We start from the raw sequence: 25,281 nt of genomic DNA, 5'->3' as shown, positions 1-25,281 counted from the left end.
TAAAATGCGTTTTACGTTTTCCCTTTGTTTGGTGATGTTGTTTTGGTGCAGCGGGGCTGCTTTTGGCGATGCACCTTCGGTACATATTTCGGCCAAACCTATCTGGCTAAGTGTGTTAAAACCGTATAATCAAAAACCATCTGCACGCACTATCGAGCGGGGCTTTTATTACGAGCTTATTGAAGAGCAGGTGCAGGTTGAAAAACAGGCCGACTATAACCACATTATACGTAATATAGTTTCTGAAACAGGGATCCAAAACGCGTCGCAGATTTCGGTTAGTTTTGATCCTGCTTATGAGCGGCTCGATTTTCATGATATTACCGTTTGGCGCGATGGTAAACCTTTAAACCGTTTAAAGGCTTCGGCATTTAAAGTAATAGCCGATGAGCAGGATCTTTCCAATTTTATTTATCAGGGAAGCTTTTCTGCGCTATGTATCCTGGATGATATCCGTAAAGGTGACCGTATCGAATACTCATATACGCTAACTGGCCGTAACCCAATACTGAACGGTAAGTTTTGCTCAAATATATATGCGCAGTGGTATACACCAATTGCGCATCATTATACTGCTATTATTGCATCGTCGCGGCGGAAACTGAATTTTAAAACTTTTAACAGTGTACCTAAGCTAACCATCACCGAAGCTAATGGCTTAAAATGCTATCAGTATGAGGGCTTTCAGGTGCCGCCGGCGCATGATGATGACAGGGAGCCGTCATGGTATGATGAGCGCGGTTTTATCCAGGTGAGCGAATTTGCCAGCTGGGCCGAGGTGGTGAACTGGGCATTAAGTATCAATCCTCCGGCGTTAAATATTAAAGGGGAGCTTGGCGAACGGATAGCTAAATTAAAAAAGGAAGCGGGCGACGACAAGGCAAAATACTTCCGGGCTGCAGTGCACACTGTACAGCAGGAGGTCCGTTACATGGGTATCGAAATTGGCGAATACTCGCATCGTGCCAATAACCCAGAGAAGGTATTTAAACAACGTTACGGAGATTGCAAGGATAAATCACTATTACTGGTATCTATGCTGAAGGATGATGGGATTGATGCAGCTATGGTTTTGGTAAATACCGATATGAATGAGCATGTTGAGCAATATATTCCTACAGCTTATGCTTTTAATCATGCCGTTGTAACCGCCAATGTAAACGGGAAACAGGTTTGGGTTGATGCAACAATGGATAACCAGGGAGGAGAAGGTACAGATATTTACTTTCCGCTTTACGGTAAAGGATTGGTTTTGAAAGAGGGAGGCAACGCGTTGACCACCATTCCCCCGTCAAAAGGTGGTAAGGTTATTGGCGAGGACATTTACAAGGTAAAGGATGCGAAATCACCTGTATTGTTTACAGTGAAGACTACCTATACCGGCGATGAGGCCGACTATATGCGTGGCAAACTGGAGTCATCTGGTATGGCCGAGACCGAAAAAAGCTATCTCGATTATTATTCCAAGATCTATAATAAGATCGAAACCAAAGATTCTATCGTAGTAACAGACGATTTGAAAGTGAATAAGCTTATTACCATCGAAACCTATAATGTGAGTGATTTCTTTAAAAAGGATTCAACCAGCGGTAAACTAACTGCCGATCTTTTCGCCAATTTTATTTATAATCAGTTTCCTTCTATAACCGGTCGCACCAAAACACCGGTAGCTTTAACATATCCATATGATGCCCATTATACCATCAAGGTAGTTTTGCCCGGTGGTTGGAATGTTAATGAAGATCATGATGCCATAAGCCGCGATTATTATAGCTATGCATCCAATTTTACAGCTAAAGGGGATACGCTGTTGCTTAATTATGGCCTTTCATTCTTGAAGGATAATGTGCCGGTTAATAAACTCGATGAGTTTAAAGCGGATATCAAAAAGCTTAACAGTACAAGTTTAGGTTACAGCTTTTCTTATACTCCGCCTGGAACCTCCAGGCCATCAACAATCAACAGCGCATTAGTTTTGTTGGTGCTCTTAGTAACAGTGGGTCTTATTGTACTTGGAGTTTGGTTTTATCAAAGGGAAACTCCGGGAATAGTTTTCGCTTACGGATCAACCTTTGTGCCGATAGGCGGATGGTTAATATTTATTGCCTTAGGCTTAGCTGGCACAGCTTTGCTCACCGGTTCAAATATGGTTAGCCAGGACTATTTTAGTAATCATATCTGGAATATATATCATGGCAGTAAGCATGAGCTTAACTTCAGGGTGTTGCTTGTTGTAGAAGCAATAGGCAATATCACATTAATGGTTTATGCTGTTTTTTGCCTTGTGCTGCTGTTAAACAAGCGCGATATATTGCCCGCCTGCATTACCGGTTATTTTGCTTTTGCCTTCGTGTTTTTCCTGGCCGATTATATTTTGGCGGCGAATATCAGCAGTAAACTTGCGGAAACAGCCCTTAACCCGCTTTTGCGGTCAATAGTTACGGCCGCTATATGGATCCCTTATTTTAAAAAGTCGTCGCGTGTGCATGAAACCTTTATTGTGCCTCATCCACCATATAACTATAGTTATGAGGGGCCGGGCGTGGTAGAAGAATCAGCGTCGTAAATGCTACTAATCAGGGAAGTTTATTTAAAAGAGAGTTTCACTTCGTCGTGATAAAGTATCGGTATTAGCGATATTTCGCCACATGATTTTGCATGTTGTTGTTCAAGTTGCTGATATTCAATGGTGTTGTTGTGTGGCATATGGTTTGCAATTGCAATACCATACATTTTCTTGTCTTTTGTATAAACAATGCCCGATAAATTAATGTTTCTCCCCGGTGCGTGGCTGCAAATAGGCATTTTTAAAATAAATTTGATTTACTTTTAACAACAAAAAACTACGATGAAATTTCAACCGCTGTTAGAACAGGTAAAGCAGTACGTTATATCTTATTTTGACGTGCATCATGATTCCGACTTAATTTACCATAACCTGAGGCATACCAAAGATGTTGTTGCAGCGGCCACCCAAATAGCTAACCATTATCAGCTGAGTGATGAGGATTTTTTTGTGGTGATCTCTTCAGCCTGGTTTCACGACACAGGGTATTTTACCGATAAAAAAGACCATGAAGCAAAAAGCGTAGGGATAGCCACGCATTTTCTGAAACAGCATAAAATTGAGCAACCCGTTATTGACAAAGTTGAAGGTTGTATTATAGCCACAAAAATGCCGCAAAGCCCAGCCAATTTGTTGCAGCAAATTATTTGTGATGCCGATTTGTTTCACCTAGGTACCGATGACTTCCGCGATAAGAATAAATTGTTGCGTAAAGAAATGGAAGCCATCAAAAAGCATGACATCGATAAAGACGAATGGCGTAATTACAACATCGAGTTTTTGCAGGGACATGAATATTATACCGATTACTGCCGTTTGCTATTGAATGATCAAAAACAAAAGAACCTGCAAAAACTGATAGAAAAACAGGCCGATGTTGAAGTGCGTGAAACTCCCGACCTGCATACTAACGATACCGGCAGCGGTACTATCATTACGCAGGAAAAAGATAAAGATCATGATGATGATCATGGTGGTAAAAAACACAAAAGTGACAGGCCTGATCGTGGTATTGAAACTATGTTCAGGATTAGCTCAAGTAATCATCAGCGTTTAAGCGATATGGCCGATAATAAGGCTCATATCATGATCACAGTTAATTCTATCATTCTTTCGGCTATAATCAGTTTGGTATTGCGTAAACTTGATGAGCACTCTAACTTGCTCATTCCAACTTTCATGCTGTTGTCAGTAAGCCTGGCTACTATGATCTTCTCTATATTGTCAACCCGCCCGTCAATTCCGCCGGGATTATTTACAAAAGAGGATATTGATAATAAGAAGGTGAACCTTTTATTCTTCGGTAATTTTTACCGCATGTCATACGATGATTATAGCGACGGTATGGAGAAAATGATGGACGACCGGGAATTCCTCTACGGTAGTCTTATCCGTGACAATTACTCACAAGGCGTTGTTTTAGGCAAAAAATACAGATTGCTCAGGGCATCGTACAATATCTTTATGTTCGGGCTTATCGTATCGGTAGTAGCGTTCATCATATCATCACTATTGTAAGCGGTCGCGCTATCGCAAAAAACAAAATCTACACCTATGGAATACTCATTTTTCGACAGGGACCTGAGCTGGTTGCTTTTCAATGAACGCATATTGATGGAGGCCGAAAGCGAAGAACTCCCTGTAATGGAAAGGGTAAATTTTCTTGCTATATTCTCATCTAACCTCGACGAGTTTTACCGCGTGCGTATGCCAGTGGTGATGGCCTTACATAAGCTTAACCTGCATAATAAAACAGAACAAACTGAGGATGTTTTGCATAAAGCCCAGGAACTTGTAGAGGGGCAGCAAAATCGTTTCGGTAAGGTTTTTACAGGTAGACTTATTCCGTTGTTAAAGGAAAATAATGTAAACCTGCTGTTTAATGAACCAATCCCGGTTTCGATAGCTGATAGGGTGAGCGATTATTTTTACAGCCAGGTACTGGCGTTCTTAAAACCTGTTGACCTGGTTGGTGGCAAAAAACAATTCTTCCCCGAAAATAACCGCCTTTACTTTTTGGTGAACCTTGGGCTGGATAATGGAAAAGAGCGGTCAGTGATTCTCAATATTCCATCGAACCAGTTACCGCGTTTCTTCAGCGTTAATGAGGACGGTAAGCAGTACATTGTCTTCCTTGATGATATTGTACGGTATAATCTTAACAAGATCTTCAAAACCGAAGAAATAAAAGGCTGCTACAGTTTTAAAATAACACGCGATGCCGAGCTTGAGTTAAGCGACGACTACAACGGTGATGTTCAGGAACAGATTGAAAAACAGCTTCAAAAACGCGATCAGGGTCTGGCAACACGATTCCTTCATCAGCCAGGGATCCCGTTGAGGATCTTGCACCTAATTGAGGATAAGCTGGGTGTACAGGGATCAAGTATTGTAGAAGGCGGTTTTTATCATAACCTGAAAGATTTGATGGGTTTACCTGTCGGTATTCCATCTTTAAAATATACTAAATGGCCTCCCTTGGTAAACAGGCAGATCAGTGCGGATGAATCCATATTTGATTATATCGACAAGGGTGATTGCATTTTCCATGCGCCTTACCAGTCGTACAACGCCATTCTCCGTTTTTTTAACGAGGCGGCTATCGACGAAACTGTCGAGGAGATCTCAGTGACCCTTTACCGGGTAGCCAGTGATTCGAGGATCGTAAACGCCCTCATCAGTGCTGCTGAAAGCGGTAAAAAAGTGAGGGTATTGGTGGAGCTGAAAGCCCGCTTTGATGAAGCTAATAATATCAAATGGGCCAAAAGGTTAAAACTTGCGGGCGCCAATATTATTTATAGTGATAAGGCCATAAAAGTGCACGCTAAAGTAGGCCTGGTGAAGCGTCTGGTTGATGGGCGGGCAAAATATGCGGGTTTATTGGCCACGGGTAACTTTAATGAAAGTACCGCTGCTTTTTATACCGACCATATCATGATGACGGCCAATCCGCAATTGCTGCGCGAGATGGATCTGCTGTTCATTTACCTTGGTAAAAAAGCTAAATCGGCAGAAGGGTATGATATAGATTTTAAACATTTATTGGTAGCTCAATTTAACCTGCAATCGAGGTTTATTGAGTTGATTGACAGGGAGATTGAACAGGCCCGGAAAGGCAATCCGGCAGGTATTACTATAAAACTTAATAACCTCGAAGAGCGGGTACTGATAGGCAAGCTTTATGAAGCATCGCAGGCAGGTGTGAAGATCAGGATGATAGTGCGCAGCATTTGCTGTTTAATACCTGGTGTACCGGGGATGAGCGAGAACATTACTATCAGGCGCATTGTTGACCGCTACCTGGAACACGGGCGTATTTTTATATTTCATAACAGTGGTAACCAAGAGGTGTTCATGGGCTCGGCCGATTGGATGAACCGGAACGTTTATCGCCGTATTGAGGTGTGTTTCCCTGTCTATGATGAGGGCATCAGAAAAGAGGTGATTGATATGATAAATATTCAGCTGGCAGATAATGTTCAGGCTGTAAATTTAAATGAACAATTGCAAAATATAAGGGTTGATAGAGCTGAACCGCAGGTACAATCACAGCGGGCCATTTATGAACTTTTACAGCAAAAAAAATATGACAGGGTTTAAAAAACAACCTGCTAAACTTAAACTGGCTGTTTTTGCAATAGCCATGCTTTGCGTTGCAACTATTTTTTTGACTATATCATGCAAAAATAAAGAGAAGGTTATCCCAGTTAGTCCGCCGGGATATGATTTGAATAAACCCGTCAAATACAAAATGCCTGATGATCTTACCGAGATATCCGGCTTTGCTTTTTATAAAGGGAAGAGCGATTCGGTTTATGCCGAGCAGGATGAAGAAGGCTTTCTGTTTAACCTGAAATTGGGCGATAAAAAAGCCAATTACACCAAGTTTGGCAAAAGCGGCGATTATGAAGACGTGGCCATCTGTCGCGAGCAAGTGATCATGCTTAAAAGCGATGGTACATTTTTTACTTTCCCGTTTAGCCAGGCGAGAACTAAACAGGTGACCAACGTACAAAAAACTAAAGGAGAGCTTCCCGAAGGCGAATTTGAAGCCATGTGTGCCGATGAAAAATCGGGACAGATCTACGTGCTGTGCAAACATTGCGCCGACGAAAAAACTTCAAAAAGCAGCAGCGGCTATATCCTGAAATTACAGCCCGACGGTACTCTGAAACAAAGCGGCAGTTTTGTAATAGATGTTAAGGAAATTGAACGCCTGGCCGATAAAAAGCGGGTGCCGTTCCGTCCTTCGGCAATGGCGAAAAATACATTTACCAACGAGTGGTATATCCTTTCGTCGGTAAATAAAATGCTGGTGGTTACGGATGCCAGCTGGAAAGTGAAAAATGTGTATCCGTTAAGTGTCACTATCTTCAATCAACCTGAAGGCATGGCATTTGATAACCAGCGAAACCTGTATATCTCAAACGAAGGCGACCAGTTAAGTGCCGGTAATATTTTGAAATTCGGCTTTATAAAATAGCTTTTGTAAAGCTTTGCTAATTTAAACAACATACATCTAACCAAACCCTATGATTAAAAAGTTACCCCTGTTTTTAGTTTTACTGTTGAGTTTTCTTGGTGTAAAAGCCCAGGATTCGGTGCAATACCGGATGATTCTGATTGGTGATGCCGGCGAAATGGATATGCAGCAAAGCGCTGTTTTAAAACATGCCGCAGCCCATGTTCTTAAAAACAAAACTTCGGTATTTTATCTGGGCGATAATATTTATCCGCGAGGGATGGGTTTACCAGGCAGTCCGGAAGAGGCTGAAACCCAAAAGATCCTGCAATCGCAATATCAACCTATGCGGGCAGCTGGTGCACCGGTATATTTTATTCCCGGTAATCATGACTGGGACAAGATGGGTCCGCTTGGTCTGGCCAAAATAAAACGGCAATGGGAATACATGGATCAACAGGGCGATAAATTGCTGAAAATGGTTCCTGAAAACGGTTGCCCGGATCCGGTAGAGATCAACCTCGGCAAGGATCTTACTGTGATAGCTTTCGATAGCGAATGGTGGTTGTATCCATTCAACAAAAGCAATCCAGGAGCTGAATGTGATTGCAAAACAAAGGATGACATTGCCGATAAGATCAAACTGATATTTGAGCGGAATAAAGATAAAGTGATTATACTGGCCTCGCACCACCCATTCCAGAGTTATGGTACACATGGCGGGTATTTTTCGCTTAAGGATCACATCTTTCCGCTTACCGTAGCCAATAAAGACCTTTGGATCCCGCTGCCTGTTGTAGGTTCACTTTACCCGTTTTTACGTTCTACATTCTCCAATCCGGAAGACCTTGGCCATCCTTTGTATAAGGATATGATTAAAAAGGTAGACGGCGTTTTTGCCGGTTTTCCCAACCTGATCCATGTGGCCGGGCATGAGCATGGCCTGCAGTTTATCAAAAGCAAACAAGTACAGATAGTAAGCGGGGCAGGAGCCAAGCAAACTTATGCGATTAAAGGTAAATACTCGCTTTTTGCTGATGCCACACAAGGCTATGTAACTGCCGATATGCTGATAGACAAGCGGATGCGGTTTACTTATTATATCGATAGTGATCAGGGTGTTAAACAGGTATTTACCTATACGCAACCCTATACATCGGTAAAAAACGTTCCTGATACACTGCATACGCCTATTAAGGTTGATAGCATGATTGTAAGGGTTCATCCTAAATATGATAGTGTAAGCAATTTTCACCGCCGCTGGTTTGGTGAAAATTACCGGAAGGAATGGGCCGCCGAAACCAAACTGCCGGTGATCAGGCTTTCAGAAATTCATGGCGGTTTAAAGGCCGAAAGCATTGGTGGTGGTTTCCAGACACACTCATTACGCTTAATTGATAAAGATGGTAAAGAATGGGTATTACGTAGTGTAGAAAAGCAACCGGAGAAGATCCTGCCAGACGAGTTCCAGGAAACCTTTGCCAAAGACTGGGTTAACGATGCCATGAGTGCGCAACATCCGTTCTCCGCATTGATTGTACCTCCTCTGGCTACAGCAGCCCGGGTGCCGCATGCTAACCCAATGATCGGCGTGGTATCGCCTGATCCGGTTTTGGGGCAGTACGCTAATATTTTTGCAAACAAGGTTTGTTTGCTTGAAGAGCGCGAACCGGGCGGTAAATCTGATAATACCGTAAAAATGATTGGCAAAATGTTGGAGGATAACGATAACACGGTAGACGGGGATGAATTTTTACGCGCCCGCCTGCTCGACCTACTCATTGGCGATTGGGACAGGCATGGCGATCAGTGGCGCTGGCGTGACGAGGACAAGGGTAAAGGCAAGTTTTACACCGCTGTTCCGCGCGACCGCGACCAGGTATTTTATACCAATCAGGGTGTGTTGCCAACCATAGCCGCCCAACCATGGATAGCGCCTAACTTGCAGGGCTTTAGCGGAGAGATTTACAGTGTCAAATATTCGTTATGGAAAACCATGTTCATGCAAAGGTGGCCATCTGTTCAGTACAGTCATGAACAGTGGACAAAAATTGTAAATGATTTTGTCGCTGCCGAAACTGATGAGGTGCTGGAGGCCGGGTTAAGACGCCTGCCAGAATCATCGTATAAACTGAGGCATGATGTATTGCTGAAGCAATTGAAAGAGCGTCGCGCTAACATCCCGGCCGAAATGGAATACTATTACAAATTCATCAATAAGATAGTTGATATCCATACCTCTAATAAAAACGAACTGGTAACCGTAAAGGATCAGCCTAATGGCAGCCTTAATGTGGTAATTAATAAGATCAACAAAAACGGCGAGGTTAAGGACACCCTCATGAACCAGAATTATCATCCCGATATTACCAAAGAGCTCCGCATTTATGTAAGCGGTGGCGATGATAAGGTAGTCCTTGATAATGCTACATCGCCAATTAAGTTGAGGTTTATTGATAGCACGGGTACCAAAAACTACAATATCGTAAACTCGGTTAATACGGTGCAACTGTATGACAGGGGAAAAAAGCTTACCATCACAGGTGATGAATCAAAGGTTAACAAGCATATCAGTAAGGATAGCGCTAATACTTCATACTTGCGTGTTAACCTGATGAACGTGATAGCGCCGCTGGCCAATATCTCTTACAATCCGGACGAAGGTGTACTGCTTGGGGCTGGTTTTAAATACACCCACCAGGAAGGTTTTCAAAAGCTACCTTATAATGATGTGCAAACCGTGTTTGCGAGCCACTCGTTTAGCACAAAGGCTTTCAAGATCAGTTATAGCGGCGAGTGGATCCACGCTTTTGGTAACGCCGACTTTTTAATGAACGGTCAGTTTGATTATCCGGATAATATCAACTTTTTTGGCCGCGGCAACGAAACACAGTTTATCAAGGTTGCCGACTACCGTAAATACCACCGCACACGCTTTACCAACTTAACGTTTAGCCCAGCTTTCAGATGGCGTAACGAATCGGGCACTTCATTAACCGTAGGCCCTGCGTTTCAGTACTATAATTTAAATATCGATGACAATACAGGCCGATTTATTACATATCCGTTACTGACAAACGCGCCTGACAGTTATACCTTTGACAAAACAAAATTACACGCTGGCATAGTTGTTGACTTTACCAACGATAAGCGTAATAATAAGATACTTCCGGCCTGGGGAAGCTTTATAAATATCAAACTTCAGGAGTTTAAAGGTTTAAATAATAACTCCACAAGTTTTGCTCAACTGATACCCCAGGTTGCTTTGTACAAGAGCCTGAACGCTAAAAGCAGTATTGTTTTGGCCGATAGGGTAGGCGGTGGTATTACCATTGGAAAAACCTCTTTTTATCAATCGCTGTTTTTAGGCGGACAGGATAATTTATTAGGCTACAGGTTGTACAGGTTTGCCGGTCAGCATAGTTTTTATAATAACCTGGAACTGCGTATTAAGCTAACGGATTTTGCCAGCTATATTGTTCCCGGACAGATAGGTGTTATCGGTTTTTACGATATAGGCCGCGTTTGGGAAAACGGGCAAAGCTCGGATAAATGGCACAACGGCACCGGTGCCGGCTTTTATGTAGCGCCTGCACGGCTTGCAGTTATTAAAGTGATTGCCGCTTACTCTGAAGAAGGATGGTACCCTTATCTTTCAACCAGTTTCAGATTTTAATAAGGGTAAATTGAAATTTTAAAATGCATACAGAAGTACTTAATATAAGCAAAAACGAATGCAGCATTTGCCAGGTTGAAACATGCCTGACATTTAACCCCTTCGTTGAGCATTTGAAAGAACGGATTGCCACCGAAAAAACGCTCAAAAGCGAGTTTTATCGCTACGTGCTGGGCCGTTTTGAGCATGATATTTGCATTGACCTGGACATGCGGCCATCTGACGCCGAAAAATACAGGGAAATGCTGGAGCTTATTTACTCTATACTCACCCCGCCAATAGCCAACGAAAAGGAATTTTACTGGGCGCTGAGCACACCGGTACCCGATAAGATCTTTTTCAGCACCGAAGCTTTTTATGATTTTCATTCAAGTCACCATTCTAACCTGTACGCGTTGAATGTGCCCAAGAATGATATGTTCAGCGATAGGCAAAAACGGTTTATTTATAACCTCATCCTTGAGCGGATGTATGGTTTTTCAACGGCAATGAAAAATGAGTTGCTGTTTTCATACGAGGATCCCGAAACAGGCCTTTCCAGGTATTTTAATATCGTGACTGATCCACGCTTTGTAGAGATTGAATTGAATGGCGAACTGCCGGAGCTTAGCTTTGATACTATCGAACCCTATTTACACTCGCATGCAAGCTTGGAGTTAATTGAGCAGGTATTACCGCTTAATATCTTTAAATTTAAAGGGTTTTCAATTATAAGTTTGACGGATATAACCCTTACTCACGCGCTTGAAAACATCCGTACCGAACTGGTTAATCACTCGTCAAATGAAGATGAGCAGTATGCGCACGTCATCAGCTCGCTTAAAACCCTTGCCGAAAGTCCGGGTATTGAATTTGGGTTGATGCCTTTTTTGACCATCAATAACGAACCCATTTTTGATAATGATGAATGCTCGAAAAGCATTTTGTTAAAAGCTGCCAAAGAGTTTAACCTTGCGGAAGAAACATTTGACGCTGTTGTGGATGATTATAATCAAAACCCAAGGCCAATTTTCTTTAATTCCATTACCGATGAAAAAATAGGTAAATTCCCTTTTTTGCAGGTTTTGAAACAGGCGGGCATTAAATCGTACGGCATTTTTCCGGTGTATTACAACAAGAAAAATGTGGGTATCATGGAAGTGTATTCTTATAAGGAAATTGTTTTTTATGAGAAACTGCTTTCAAAATTACAGGCTACAATTCCGCTGATAGCGCAATTGCTTCAAAACAGTATCGATCAGTTTGAGGCCCGTATTGCGGGAGTTATCAAACATAAATTTACTTCGCTACAACCATCTGTTCAATGGAAATTTAATGAGGTGGCGTGGAATTATCTTAAAGAAAAACGCAGGAAGAAAAAGAGCCCTGAAATTGAAACGGTATCGTTTAGCCATGTGTACCCGCTGTTTGGCGCTATTGATATCCGCAATTCAACAGTAGAACGAAACAGCGCCCTGCAGGAGGATTTGAAAAGCCTGCTGACAATACTTATTGATACCTTAAGGCACCTGAATGATCATATTCATTTAAGTCTTACGGGTAAACTGGTATCTAAATGTGAAGAATGGCTTGAACGCATCAGTGGTTACATTACTACCAATGATGAGTTGATGCTGGATACTTTCCTGCATAATGATGTTAATCCTTTCCTGGAACATTTCAGAAATAATTATCCTGCCGAGCGGGAAATTATTGACCTGTATTTTGATGCTATGAATGAGGAAACCGGGGCTTCATTTGAGCACAGGCGAGGCCTGGAAACTTCCATGCAGCTGATCAATACTTCTATCAACCAATATCTTGAACAGGCTCAGACAGAAGTGCAGGAATCGTTCCCCTGTTATTTCGAAAAGTTCCGTACCGATGGGGTTGAGTACGATATTTACATTGGGCAGTCGATAGCGCCGCAACGCGTTTTTGATACGCTTTACCTTAAAAATATCCGTTTGTGGCAGCTACGGTCAATGGCCGAGATAGCCCGGATGACCAATGATCTTAGCGAGCAGCTATCTCGTCCGTTGCAGACTACACATTTGATCTTTATCCATTCCAACCCGATAGATATCAGCTTCAGGAATGACGAAAGGCGTTTTGATGTTGAGGGCGCTTACAACATCCGCTACGAGGTGATCAAAAAACGTATCGACAAAGTTTTAATTGCCGGAACTTTCGAGCGCCTTACTCAACCCGGTAAAATAGCTATGGTGTATTTCAACCCGACAGAAGCTGCCGAGTATGATGAATACATCAGGTACCTGCAAGTACAAGGCTACCTGCTTGATGACCTGGAATATCTTGAACTGGAGGAGTTACAGGGCGTTAGCGGCTTGAAAGCCCTGCGCGTTGGGGTTAATTATCAATTGCCCTTGCTGACTAATTAATTTACCGAAATTTATAAGAAACCTTACGCCGTTATTGGTGTTATCACCAAAGTTGTTCGGATATTTAGATCAATTGAAAATGTTGGTTTAAAAGGCCATGTCATTGCGAGGAGCGAAACGGGTAAGAGCTTGGGCGCGACGTGGCAATCGCATACTATACAGAGCGGTTATACTCCCGTGCGATTGCCACACTACGTTCGCAATGACATGCTTTTTTTAAGAGCGTTTGAGCAAAGCGAAGAAGCTCCTTCGTGCGTCAGCATGACAATAGGTTATTAAATTTTCCTATTAAACCCGCCGCTATTCGTGCATTAATTAAAACTATTTTGTAATATGCATTATTCTACTGTTGCATTACTTACAAAACCACATGAGCGGCACAAAACTGTTCAAAGCTTTATCCTTTTTTTTAACGGCGGGCTTAATAGGCTTAGCCGGTCACATTTCTTACGCCCAAACAAGAGCAGATAGCGTTAAACTGGCTATCGAGCCATCATATAATAATGTAAGCGGGACTCATCAATTTTTTCTTGGCGATAATTACCGCAAACTCTGGGCTGCTCCGGTTACTTTGCCTGTATTTCATCTAACTACCGAAAAAGGTGGACTGAAGATATTGCAACGTGGCGGAGGTAAGCAAACCAAATCATTACGTCTTCAGGATCCAACCGGCCAGCAATGGGTGTTACGAACTATCCAAAAATATCCCGAAAAAGGGTTGCCTGTTGATTTAAGACCTACCGTAGCTAAAGATATCCTGCAAGACCAGGTATCAGCCGCGCATCCGTTTTCTGCACTTACGGTTCCGCCACTGGCCGAGGCCCTGGGCGTGCCGCATTCCAATCCGAAAATTGTCTACGTTCCGGATGATCCTACTTTTGGCGAATATCAAAAGGATTTTGCCAACCAGGTATTTTTGTTTGAAGAACGAGAGCCGCTTGATGCCGATAAAACCGATAATACCGAAAAGGTACAGCGCAAGCTGCAGGATGATAACGATAACCGCGTTGATCAAAAGACCGTACTTCGCGCCCGACTGCTGGATATGCTTTTGGGTGATTGGGACAGGCATGAAGACCAATGGCGCTGGGAAAAAATAGATGGCAAGCACGAAACCGTTTATGAACCCGTTCCGCGTGATCGCGACCAGGTTTATTATAAAACTTCGGGTGTTTTACCGTGGATAGTGGCACACCAGTGGCTCAAATCAAAATTTCAGGGCTATAGCGATGAAATCAGGGACATCAACGGATGGAACTTTAATGCCCGCTACTTCGACCGTTATTTTCTGAACCAATTGAGCGAAGACGACTGGAAACAACAGATAGCCTACGTGCAAAGTAAACTTACTGATGACCTGATCAAAAAAGCGGTGCGTTTGATGCCTGATACCATTTATCAGCTTTCGGGCTCGGAGATTATCCGTAAGATGATAGCAAGGCGCAACATCTTGCAAAAACAGGCGCTTGAGTATTATAAGTTCATTTCTAAATATGTAGATGTTCCGGCGAGTGATAAAACAGATAAATTTACCGTAGCTCACGAAACCAATGGCGATATCACCCTTACCATAAATAAGATTAAGAAAGACGGCAGCATTGACAAGGTAACCTACCAGCGCACTTTTAAACCGGATGTTACCAAAGAGGTTAGGATGTATGGTTTTGATGGTGACGATCTTTTCACAGTTACTGGTTCAACGCCATCGCCCATTATAGTGCGAATGATAGGAGGGGATGGGATGGATACCTTCGCGGTAGACAGCAGTTTGAATAACAGGGGCAACACCTATATTTATGACCGTTCAGATCAAAAAAATGTACTGCCTCCTTCATCGCTGGCAAAAAACCGGACATCGAGAGATACTGCTGTAAATAACTATGATAAAACCAGTTTTAAATTTGACAGGTTTGAGCCTATCATCCTGGCCAATTACAGTAACGATGTTGGTGTCTTGCTGATAGGTGGTTTTTCGTACGAGCGGCATGGCTTTAGGAAAGAACCATATGCTTTCCGCGAAGAGTTTTTGACCAATTACTCGTTGGAGCGTAAGTCGTTTTTATTTACCTACATGGCCGACTGGAAAAAAGCCATAGGCGAAAATGATCTGAAGATTAACTTGCTATCGCGTGGGCCGCATAACCTGAGCAATTTCTTCGGCATAGGGAACAATACGGTTTTTGAAAATAAAGACGACAGAAAGATCTCGTACTATCGTAACCGCTATGATTATGTTACGGGAGATGTTTCCCTGCACCGCGATTTTGGAACATTACACGTTAGCGCTGGTATTGCCGGTCAGTTTTATAACAGCAAGGCTTCAAATAATACCGAACGGTTTTTAAATGGTTATAATGCCGCGTTCCCGGATGAGCAAGTATTTGGCACCAAGGTTTACGGCGGTTTAACAGCCAACGCCACGGTGGATACCCGTAACAAACTCATTATACCAACGCAAGGCATATTATGGACAACTACCGTAAGCGGTTTTAGCGGTGGCGGCTCGGGCAGTCATAATACTTATGGACAGGTGTTATCCGAGTTTAGCTTTTATTTGAACCCCGACAGGGATTCGGTATTGGTGATTGCTAACCGTACAGGTTTAGGAACAACGGTAGGTAATGCAGCCTATTTTCAACAGTTAAAATTGGGCGGCTTCCAAAATTTCAGGGGATTTCATACCAATAGATTTACCGGGCGTACAATGGCCTATAACAACCTCGAATTACGCTTAAAAGTGCTTGACTTTACATCTTACCTGTTACCCGGTTCGTTTGGCCTGATAGGCTTTAACGATGTAGGCAGGGTATGGGTTCCGGGCGAATCATCAGACAGATGGCATGATGGCTATGGTGGCGGTTTATACATCATCCCTGCCCAGCTGGTGTTAATTGAGGCGGTAATGGGCTTTTCAAAAGAAGGATCGCTGCCTTATGTTTCTATTGGATTTAGGTTTTAAGGAAGATAAATTGCCGCGGGTTTCGAAAAACCTACCATGATATAATCAAAACTGGTGTCATGCTGAGCCAGTCGAAGCATGGTGGGGAGGGCCTCTGCGCGCGACCCTTCGACTGGCTCAGGGTGACAGCCCCTACTTGATTAATGTCGTTTCTCCTTTAGAGGCCAACGGATTTAAATCACTCAGCATGACACCCATTTTATTATGTCGTGCTGAACTTGTTTCAGCATCCCACGCGACAGGCGATTTGATTGGCAGACAGCTTATCAAATGAGATCTGAAGCAAGTTCGGGATGACGGCCTGATTAATAACCGCTAAAACATATGTTCCATTTTTTTACATTTATATCATAAAATAATTCCCCTTTACCGGCGGGCGGGTAATCGGGTTTTATATATTTGCATATGAATCACCTCATAGCCCCATCTATCTTAGCGGCCGATTTTGCCAACCTGCAACGCGATATCGAAATGATCAATAACAGCGAAGCCGACTGGATCCACGTTGATGTTATGGATGGTATGTTTGTTCCGAATATATCTTTTGGTTTCCCTGTTATAAGTGCCGTAAAAAAACATGCTACCAAACCGCTTGATGTACACCTGATGATTGTTGAGCCCGACCGTTACCTGAAAGCATTTAAAGATGCCGGAGCAGATAGCATCACTGTTCACCAGGAAGCTTGCCCTCATTTACACCGTACCATTCAGGCTATTAGGCAATTAGGTTGTAAGGCTGCAGTTGCCATTAACCCGGCCACTCCGGTATTTATGCTGGAAGATATTGTTGCCGATTTGGATATGGTTTTGATCATGTCGGTTAATCCCGGTTTTGGCGGACAACACTTTGTTGAGAATACTTATAAAAAGATAAAAGAGCTCAGGACACTAAGTGCCGAAAAAAATCCCGGTCTGTTAATTGAGATTGACGGTGGGGTAGACGCTAACAATGTAACAAAACTGATAGAAGCCGGAGCAAATGTGTTTGTTGCAGGTACTTCAGTCTTCTCGTCGGCCGACCAGCTGGCCGCGATATCAAAACTTAAACATCCCTAATTTATTATAATGGCAATAATTACTACCAGCCCTGTAGGGTTAGTTTAATTATTTGCAATCAAAGGGCCTTTTGTTGATTAATTGTATATTTTTTCAAAAAATGTAAATAATGTCTATATATTTTGTCAAATTAATTAACTTCGGCCCAACAAAATACAAACTTCCTAATAGTGTATTTAGAACCTACAATTCGTTAATTTTATGAAACATAATTTTGGTGCCGGACCTGGCATTCTACCACACGAAGTTTTAAAGCAAGCTTCAGAAGCAGTTATTGATTTTAATGGTACTGGACTCTCTTTGCTTGAAATTTCGCACCGATCAAAAGAGTTTGAGGCTGTTTTAGATGAAGCTGTAAGCCTGGTAAAAGAATTATTCAACGTTCCTGAAGGTTATTCGGTATTGTTTCTGCAAGGCGGCGCAAGCACCCAGTTTGCTTTGGCTCCTTACAATTTGCTGCCAGAAAGCGGTAAAGCTGCTTATGTTGAAACCGGCGTTTGGGCAAACAAAGCTTTAAAAGAAGCTAAATATTTTGGCGAAGTTCAAGTTGTTGCGTCATCAAAAGAGGCCAACTTTACTTACATCCCAAAGGATTTTGAAATCCCGTCCGATGCCGCTTATATCCACATTACTTCTAACAATACCATTTATGGTACCCAGTTACAGGAGTTCTTTAAATCGCCTGTTCCGGTGGTTTGCGATATGTCATCAGACATTTTCAGCCGCGTGGTTAACGTTGCCGATTTTGGTTTGATCTATGCTGGTGCTCAGAAAAACATGGGCCCTGCAGGTGTTACTTTGGTTATTGTTAAGGATGATCTGCTGGGTAAAACCGGTCGTAAGATCCCTGCAATGTTTAACTACCAAACTCAAATTGAAGGTGGTTCAATGTACAACACTCCACCGGTATTTGCTATCTACGTATCTATGCTTACCCTTAAATGGTTAAAGGCAAAAGGTGGCGTTCCGGCTATTGAGCAGGAAAACATTACCAAAGCACGTGTATTATATGAAGAAATTGACCGCAACCCATTGTTCAAAGCAGTGGCTGCTGTTGAAGACCGCTCAAAAATGAACGTTTGCTTCGTAATGGAAAACCCTGAGTTGGAAAAACCATTCCTGAAACTTGCCGAAGAACGTGGCATAGTTGGTATCAAAGGTCACAGGAGTGTAGGTGGTTTCCGCGCTTCAATTTACAACGCATTGCCAATAAGCAGCATCTACGTGCTGATTGACGCAATGCAAGAATTTGCTGAAAAGAATAAATAATTTATTTCATTAAGTCATTGAGTCATTATGTCGTTTTTATGGCAATGACTCAATGACCTGATGACCCAATGATATAATAAGATGATCAAAATATTAGCTAACGACGGTATCGACCCAATAGGAAAAAAAATGCTGGAAGATGCCGGCTTTTTTGTAGATACCAATAATATTCCACAGGATGAGCTTCCTGAAAAATTGAAAAACTATGATGCTATTACCGTACGTAGCGCTACTAAAGTACGTAAAGCATTAATCGACGCTACCCCTAACCTGAAATTGATTGGTCGTGGTGGTGTAGGTGTTGATAATATTGATGTTGATTACGCTAAAGAAAAAGGTATTGGCGTGTACAATACCCCGGCTTCATCTTCATTATCAGTAGCTGAGCTTGTATTTGCGAGCTTATTTGGCGCTGTGCGCTTTTTACCTGACAGCAACCGCAAAATGCCGGTTGAAGGTGGTACTAAATTTAACGATCTGAAAAAAGCTTACGCTAAAGGCGTTGAGCTTCGTGGTAAAACTTTAGGTATTGTTGGCTTTGGCCGTATTGGTAGGGAAGTAGCTAAAATCGCTATCGGTGTTGGTATGGATGTTTTGGCTTACGATCTTTTTGATTTCAATCCTGAATTGGATCTCGTTTTAGGTGGTGGTACTACTGTTAAAGTAGCTGTTAAAAAATCTACCCTTGATGAAATTATCGCTACAGCGGATTTCATTACCCTGCATACCCCATTCATCGACAAAGCCCTTTTTGGTGCCGAAGAATTGGCTAAAACTAAAAAAGGTGTTGGCCTGGTAAATATTTCACGCGGTGGCTTGATCGACGAGCTTGCCCTGGTTGACGCTTTAAACAGCGGTCAGGTTTCATTTGCTGCACTTGACGTGTTCGACAATGAGCCTACACCTCGCGCAGAGATCTTAACTCATCCAAAAATTTCCCTGACCCCGCACATTGGTGCTGCCACCAACGAAGCTCAGGAAAGAATTGGCGTTGAGCTTGCAAGCTTAATCATTGAGCATTTCAAAAAAGCTTAAGTAGGTCAAAACAATACAAAACAGAAAGGGATGTATCGCAAGGTTCATCCCTTTCTGTTTCACAAAAAAAGCTGCCGCGGTTTTAGCGTAGCGTAACCCGTGGTATAAAATTACTTGAGTTTATAACTCAAGTGGACGGTGTTTAGGGACTTAAGTTTAAAACTTAAGCCATTATTCACCACAGGTTACGCTGCGCTAAACCTGCGGCAGATAAGGAATATTACTAGATATTTGGGAACGGAAAACGATAGGCTATCTTCCGCTTACTTTTATTGCCTGTTTTTCGCCCAACAAACTAACAATCTTTTTTAGTTTATCAAGTTCTTTTCTATCTATATAAATACTGTACTGATCGACATTTCTTCGTACGGTGTGCTTGTCTTTCAAATTTGGCCATTCGGTAGGCCAGTTCATAGGTGTTTGGGGGGAATAGCTGTAGCTGGTTAACATTACCTCAATGTTATCCGGTAACCACTCTTTCGCTTTGGGGTCTTGGAAATTAGTAAGTTTATCAAAAGCGTTCAAAAAGGCTTTAGGTGTTTTTTGTCTTCCTATGCGTTTTGTGTTGAACAGGCTACCATAAACTTGTATGCCTTTTCGAAAGCTTAAATCCAACATCAATAGGTTTGTAGGTTGGTCTGATGCTGTAGTCCCTACTATATTAGAAGGAAGTTTTTTAAGGCTGTCGGTAACGTTCAGTTTTCGTAGTGTTTCTGGTATTTTATCTATAGGAACACTGGTTTGAAAATACTTGATTTTGTTTGCGATTGTCTTTTTATACAATATCTGACCATTTTGATAAAGTGCGAAAGTAGGAGCATCAGAACCAATAACCATTACCCATGGATCAACTTGGGTTAATACAACTAACGGTTTACCATATTCCGGCTTGTAAGCTTGGGCTAATGCCCGTGCTATTAAACAAGTAAGTAATACGAATAAAAATATCTTCTTCATGATAGTTTATTTACCATGATGCATTTAGCGGCAGAGTTCCATAAAAAGAATTAAAAAAAGCTGCCGCAGGTATTTTATATAATATAACTTACACCTTTCTCAGGCATAGTCACACCATAGCCTTCCTTTTCCAGGTCATTAGCCAATAACTGCATACTTTCACCTTCGCCATGTACCAGGAATATATGTTTTAGTTTTGCCTTGTCAATAGCTTTTACGGTATTCATGATGTCATCATGATCGCCATGAGCACTTAGTACGTCGGTTTGTTTTATGGTTGCGTAAACAGACAGTTCACGGTCTTTGATGTGTACAATGGAATCGCCACGCAACAAGCGGTGTCCTAAAGTTCCCTTGGCGCAATAGCCTATGAATAGGATGGTAGCGTAGTAATTCTGGATGTTATAAAAAAGATGGTCCTGTATACGTCCGCCTTCAAGCATCCCTGCAGATGATATGATGATACAAGGTTCCCAATAATTAGAGATCTGCCGGCTATCCTTAAGGGTTTCTACGTAGGTGAGGTTATCAAACTCAAATTCGTCACCGCGTTTCTGGTAAAATTCCTGAGCTTCCTGGTTTACATGGCTATGGTATTTCCTGAACACTTCAGTAGCTTGTGTAGCCATCGGACTATCCACAAATACCTTTACAGGAGGTAGGAGCCCGGTACTAAAGATCTTATTTAAAGTATATACCAATGATTGCGTACGCCCGATGCTAAACGCAGGGATAATTAAACGCCCCTGTTCTTTAATACAGGCCTTTTCAATAACCTCTATCAGGGTTTGTTCAACGGTTTTGTCTTTACTGTGATAGCGGCCACCGTAGGTAGCTTCTGATACCAGGAAATCTACCGGGGGCAGGGGCTGAGGATCGTTTAATACAGGGTAATTTTTCCTGCCGATGTCGCCCGTAAAGGCAATTGATTTTTCTTCGCCTTTGTCGTTTATTTTAAATACTGCTGCCGCAGCACCTAACAGGTGACCAACGGGTACAAAAGTTAATTCGATATCGCCGGTGATACGGAAAGGTTTGTTGAAGCCTATGGTAACAAAACGCTCAACTGTATCCATTACGTGTTTTTGCAAATACAACGGTTGCACGTGGCTGCTGTGCTTACCTCTGCCGCGCCTGTGGTGTTTGTTCCTTTCGCCAGCTTTCCGCATAAACAGGTTTACGGAATCAAGCAGGAGCAATTCTGTTAAATCGGCAGTAGGAGAGGTGCAAAGTATCTGCCCGTCAAAGCCCAAACGGATCAGGGTGGGCAGGTTTCCTGAATGGTCGATATGGGCATGGGTAAGCACAACCACATCAATGGTTTCGGGGTTAAAGGGAAAGTTTTCGTTGGATATTACACTGCGGTCCTTTTCATAATCCAGCCCGCAATCCACCAAAATTTTATATTGGCCAACCTCAAGCAAATGCATGCTTCCGGTAACCTGACGGGCCGCCCCGTGTATAGTTAGTTTCATTTTTTATAAGTGATACGCATCCCCGGGGCGGTATCGATAATTATATTACGTTATAAGTAATCTTTAATTTGTGAATATAGCAGTTTACACTCGTTTTACTGCGAGTGTAAACGGATTAATCGGCTATAAGTTCTGACATATGCCGAATTAATCTGAGCAAGCTAATCAGGCCTGGCTGCTTTCGAACTGAAGCTGACTTAGGTAACGATACAGTCCCTGTTCGTTGCTAATAAGTTCAGCGTGGCTGCCGCTTTCAATAATGTTACCTTTTTCAAGTACTACTATTTTATCGGCTTCGCGAATGGTTGATAAACGATGAGCTATAATGATGGAAGTCCTGTTCTTCATCAGCTCTTCCAACGCTTCCTGTACCAGGCGTTCCGATTCGGAGTCTAACGATGAAGTAGCCTCATCAAGTATCAGTATGGATGGGTTTTTAAGCAATGCCCTGGCAATTGCAATACGCTGCCGCTGACCGCCGGATAGTTTTACGCCACGCTCGCCTACAACGGTTTCATAACCTTCGGGGAATGATGAAATAAATTGGTGTGCATTGGCTCGTTTAGCTGCTTGTATGATATCTTCTTTTGTGGCATTTAAACGGCCATAAGCAATGTTTTCCATAATAGTACCGCCAAACAACAATACATCCTGCGGAACAATAGCTACCTGGTTACGGATATCAGTTAAGGAATAATTATCGGCAGATTTGCCATCAAACAAAATGTTGCCGCTTTGCGGATGATAAAACTGCAGAATCAATGAAGCCATGGTTGATTTTCCCGAACCACTTGGGCCAACAATGGCTACACGCTGCCCTGCATCGGCACTAAATGAAATTCCTTTTAATACGGTTATTTCCGGGCGGGATGGGTAAGCAAATACCACATCGTTAAATGCCACGTCGCCTTTTATGGTTTGTTTGACAGCATTATTGCTTTCAATCATTGAAATGTCTTCACCTTGTTCGCCAAGTATTTCCAATACACGTTCGCTGGCACCTACGGCTTTCTGCAAGTTGGCATATAAGTCGGGGAAGCTACCCATGGCAGCACCAACAAATATCGAATACATGATAAAGGTGGTCAGATCACCAACGTAAATTTCATGATTTGCAACCAGCACCGAGCCGTACCAAATAACACCAACAAAGGTTCCGAATAGGCAAAATACAATAAATGAGGCAAATGTGCCCCTAAATTTAGCGCCACGAACGGCTATGTTCACTACTTTACGTAATATTTTATCGTAACGATTAGCTTCATAAGCTTCGTTAACAAAAGCTTTTACATTAGCAATGCCTTGAAGGGTTTCTTCAACTATGGTATTTGATTCGGCTAATTTATCCTGCGCTTCGCGTGATAGCTTACGGATAAAGCGCCCGAAGAATACAGCAAAGGCAACCAGGAAAGGTAAAATAGCCAACAGCGCAAGCGTCAATTTTATAGATACAATAGCCAGTAGGGTAGTGCTCCCCACCATGATCACCAACTGGCGGATCATTTCGGCAAAAGTAGTGGTAAGGGTATCCTGAATCTGGGATAGATCGGCAGAAATGCGGCTGTTCAGTTCACCAACTCGGCGGTTGGCGAAAAAGTTCATGGGCAAGGTAATAAGTTTGAAGTAAGTATCGCGCCTGATATCGGCCAATGATTTTTCGGCTACCTGTACAAACCAAACCACCCTGAAAAACGATACGAATGCCTGGGCAAACAAAATAATGAAACCCATTATGGCTATGGCATTTAATCCGTGCGGCAGATATTTGTATTTATATATGCCTTGTGCCGCATCAATTAACGCACCCAAAATTGCAGGGAATGCCAGACCTACAAGGCTGGACAGGAACAGGAATACTAATCCTGCAATAAATTTCAAGCGGTAAGGTTTCAGGTAAGTGAGCAATTTTGCTACATTACGCAGGCTGCTCCGGTTTATTTTTGCTTTAGGTAATTCTGCTTCTGCCTTGCTGCCACTATTCAGTCGTCCTCTTGCCATGTATACGTTTTCGTGTTTAAGCCGCGAATTTACGCTTTAACACGGGTTTTTCGGAACATGAGTAACAAAATTGACGCACCCATGAAAAGTATCACTATCATAAATATGGTTTGGCGGGTACTAAGGCGCTGTTCTGATGCTGTTAACTGTTGTTTGAGCTTGCTGTTTTGTTGCTGTAAATGAGCAATAACTTTAAGATAATCAGAGTTAGCACTCTCGGTTTCGTGACTATGACTCTGGATTTGTTTTTGCAGAAAATCGCGGTACTCAAGCAGGATTTTAAGCTCTTTAAAAATGGCATCGTCCGTTTTGGCAATATCCATTAAAATGCCCGCCGACCGGCGGATGTCATCTTTGGTTTGAAAGCCAAAAATGCCCGTATGCTGCCCGAGACTTTGCTCATACTGCCCAAATTTTTGCTTACGGGCAGCCAGCATGTTGTTTATTTTCTGACGCTGTAACTGGTAGGCCACCGAGTCGGAATTAACGGCACTTTGGGCAAATAATGAAGTTGATCCTATTATTAAAAATGCAACAAGTAAAGCGATTTTCTTCATTTTATCAATCAGTGATTATTGAAATTCTATGATCACCTTATCGTTAAGGTTAAGGCCCAACAAACCACTTGCATTGCCTTTATTGATAGCAATTTCAAGGTGGTCGCTAATACCGAACAAGCAAAGTTTTTCGCCAACGGGTACTTCGTTATAATGCCAGCTAAGGTGGTTAATAGTTTCGTTACGCTTAAAGTTGAGCACAAAACGTCTGCCTTGCTGGACGTTGTTAAAAAACTCTTTGGTGATATTGGTTATCACATTCTGAAATGAATCGATATAAATCACTACGCCTTTGATCAGGTTTTTTTCGATAACAGGCTGTAAATTCATTTTGTTTTCGATATCATTTACAGGCAAACCTATTTCATCAAGCTTCCCGCCTTTGGCCAAATGGCAGGCTGTTTTTACGAACACGTCTGCCAGCGGAAAGTGCAGGAATTTTAGGTCCTGCATAATGTTGATCTCTACAATCTCTTCCGGTGCCTCATCAAACATTAGCGAAAAAATGCCATTATCTGCTCCTACAAAATAGTGCTTTTTATATCGAATGGCGAGATACTTGGTATGGTCGTTATAAACAGTATCAATACCAATAAGGTGCACGGTATCTTCCGGAAAATAGTGGAAACTGTTTTTAAGTATAAAAGCAGCCTGCTGTACGTTAAATGCGGCTACGTTGTTGGTAATATCAACAATATTTACTGTAGGCAACAATTTGTAGATACTGCCTTTTAACGCAGCCTGGTAAATATCTTTATCGCCTAAATCAGTAGTTAATGTTATAATTGCCATTAATTTTATAAATATTTATTGCTAATCTTGTAGTAGCATTTGAAGCTACAAATATTCAATTTTTAATTCATAAAAATCTGTAACTAAAAAATCAAATT

15 protein-coding genes are annotated in these 25,281 nt (G+C 42.2%); 10 read left to right on the top strand and 5 right to left on the bottom strand.

All coding sequences use genetic code 11. The features are described 5' to 3' along the window. Window positions 1-4: 4 nt before the first annotated feature. The 10 genes from EAH55_RS27090 (at window position 5) to EAH55_RS27040 (ending at window position 19,404) form a co-directional block, all read left to right on the top strand. A complete protein-coding gene (locus EAH55_RS27090; protein ID WP_162997063.1) occupies window positions 5-2,566 on the top strand; it encodes a DUF3857 domain-containing protein in 2,562 nt (853 codons plus the stop codon). A gap of 282 nt (window positions 2,567-2,848) precedes the next feature. Then, window positions 2,849-4,084, top strand: coding sequence for a Pycsar system effector family protein (locus EAH55_RS27080; RefSeq protein WP_121812402.1), 1,236 nt, complete (start codon window positions 2,849-2,851; stop codon window positions 4,082-4,084). Between the two features lie 36 nt (window positions 4,085-4,120). Further along, window positions 4,121-6,166, top strand: coding sequence for a polyphosphate kinase 1 (ppk1, locus tag EAH55_RS27075; protein WP_121812401.1), 2,046 nt, complete (start codon window positions 4,121-4,123; stop codon window positions 6,164-6,166). Then, window positions 6,153-7,049 (top strand): SdiA-regulated domain-containing protein, encoded by an 897-nt coding sequence (locus tag EAH55_RS27070; protein ID WP_121812400.1) that lies wholly within the window; start codon window positions 6,153-6,155, stop codon window positions 7,047-7,049. Before ppk1 ends, EAH55_RS27070 begins: the two co-directional genes overlap by 14 nt. 49 nt (window positions 7,050-7,098) lie before the next feature. Then, complete coding sequence (locus EAH55_RS27065; RefSeq protein WP_121812399.1) at window positions 7,099-10,704, top strand: BamA/TamA family outer membrane protein; 3,606 nt, start codon at window positions 7,099-7,101, stop codon at window positions 10,702-10,704. 23 nt (window positions 10,705-10,727) lie between these two features. Next, window positions 10,728-13,085 carry a GAF domain-containing protein gene (locus tag EAH55_RS27060; RefSeq protein ID WP_121812398.1) on the top strand — a complete coding sequence of 786 codons (2,358 nt, stop codon included), beginning with the start codon at window positions 10,728-10,730 and terminating at the stop codon, window positions 13,083-13,085. Window positions 13,086-13,455: 370 nt separating this feature from the next. Next, a complete protein-coding gene (locus tag EAH55_RS27055; RefSeq protein WP_244228374.1) occupies window positions 13,456-16,044 on the top strand; it encodes a BamA/TamA family outer membrane protein in 2,589 nt (862 codons plus the stop codon). Between the two features lie 405 nt (window positions 16,045-16,449). Beyond that, window positions 16,450-17,100, top strand: a complete 651-nt coding sequence (rpe, locus tag EAH55_RS27050) for a ribulose-phosphate 3-epimerase (protein ID WP_121812397.1) — start codon at window positions 16,450-16,452, stop codon at window positions 17,098-17,100. A 201-nt stretch (window positions 17,101-17,301) separates the two neighbouring features. Next, window positions 17,302-18,369 carry a 3-phosphoserine/phosphohydroxythreonine transaminase gene (gene serC, locus EAH55_RS27045; RefSeq protein WP_121812396.1) on the top strand — a complete coding sequence of 356 codons (1,068 nt, stop codon included), beginning with the start codon at window positions 17,302-17,304 and terminating at the stop codon, window positions 18,367-18,369. 81 nt (window positions 18,370-18,450) lie between these two features. After that, window positions 18,451-19,404 (top strand): D-2-hydroxyacid dehydrogenase, encoded by a 954-nt coding sequence (locus EAH55_RS27040; protein ID WP_208644948.1) that lies wholly within the window; start codon window positions 18,451-18,453, stop codon window positions 19,402-19,404. A 252-nt stretch (window positions 19,405-19,656) separates the two neighbouring features. Here the strand turns inward: EAH55_RS27040 and EAH55_RS27035 are convergent, their stop codons facing one another. From EAH55_RS27035 to EAH55_RS27015, 5 genes are all read right to left on the bottom strand, one after another. Next, complete coding sequence (locus tag EAH55_RS27035) at window positions 19,657-20,361, bottom strand: hypothetical protein (protein WP_121812395.1); 705 nt, start codon at window positions 20,359-20,361, stop codon at window positions 19,657-19,659. 74 nt (window positions 20,362-20,435) lie between these two features. Beyond that, window positions 20,436-21,836, bottom strand: a complete 1,401-nt coding sequence (locus tag EAH55_RS27030) for an MBL fold metallo-hydrolase (RefSeq protein ID WP_121812394.1) — start codon at window positions 21,834-21,836, stop codon at window positions 20,436-20,438. Window positions 21,837-22,001: 165 nt separating this feature from the next. Further along, the gene (locus tag EAH55_RS27025) at window positions 22,002-23,834 is read right to left on the bottom strand and encodes an ABC transporter ATP-binding protein (protein ID WP_121812393.1); all 1,833 of its coding nucleotides are present in this window, start codon (window positions 23,832-23,834) and stop codon (window positions 22,002-22,004) included. Window positions 23,835-23,863: 29 nt separating this feature from the next. After that, on the bottom strand, window positions 23,864-24,391 hold the full coding sequence (locus tag EAH55_RS27020) for a hypothetical protein (protein WP_121812392.1): 528 nt from the start codon (window positions 24,389-24,391) through the stop codon (window positions 23,864-23,866). Window positions 24,392-24,406: 15 nt separating this feature from the next. Next, window positions 24,407-25,183, bottom strand: a complete 777-nt coding sequence (locus EAH55_RS27015; RefSeq protein ID WP_112565561.1) for an SAM hydrolase/SAM-dependent halogenase family protein — start codon at window positions 25,181-25,183, stop codon at window positions 24,407-24,409. Window positions 25,184-25,281: the final 98 nt, after the last annotated feature.

Source organism: Mucilaginibacter kameinonensis (genome assembly GCF_003675385.1).
In the GTDB taxonomy this organism is placed as follows: Bacteria; Bacteroidota; Bacteroidia; order Sphingobacteriales; family Sphingobacteriaceae; genus Mucilaginibacter; species Mucilaginibacter kameinonensis.
Note: the sequence above shows the minus strand (reverse complement) of the source record. Positions and strands in the feature narration are given on the sequence as shown.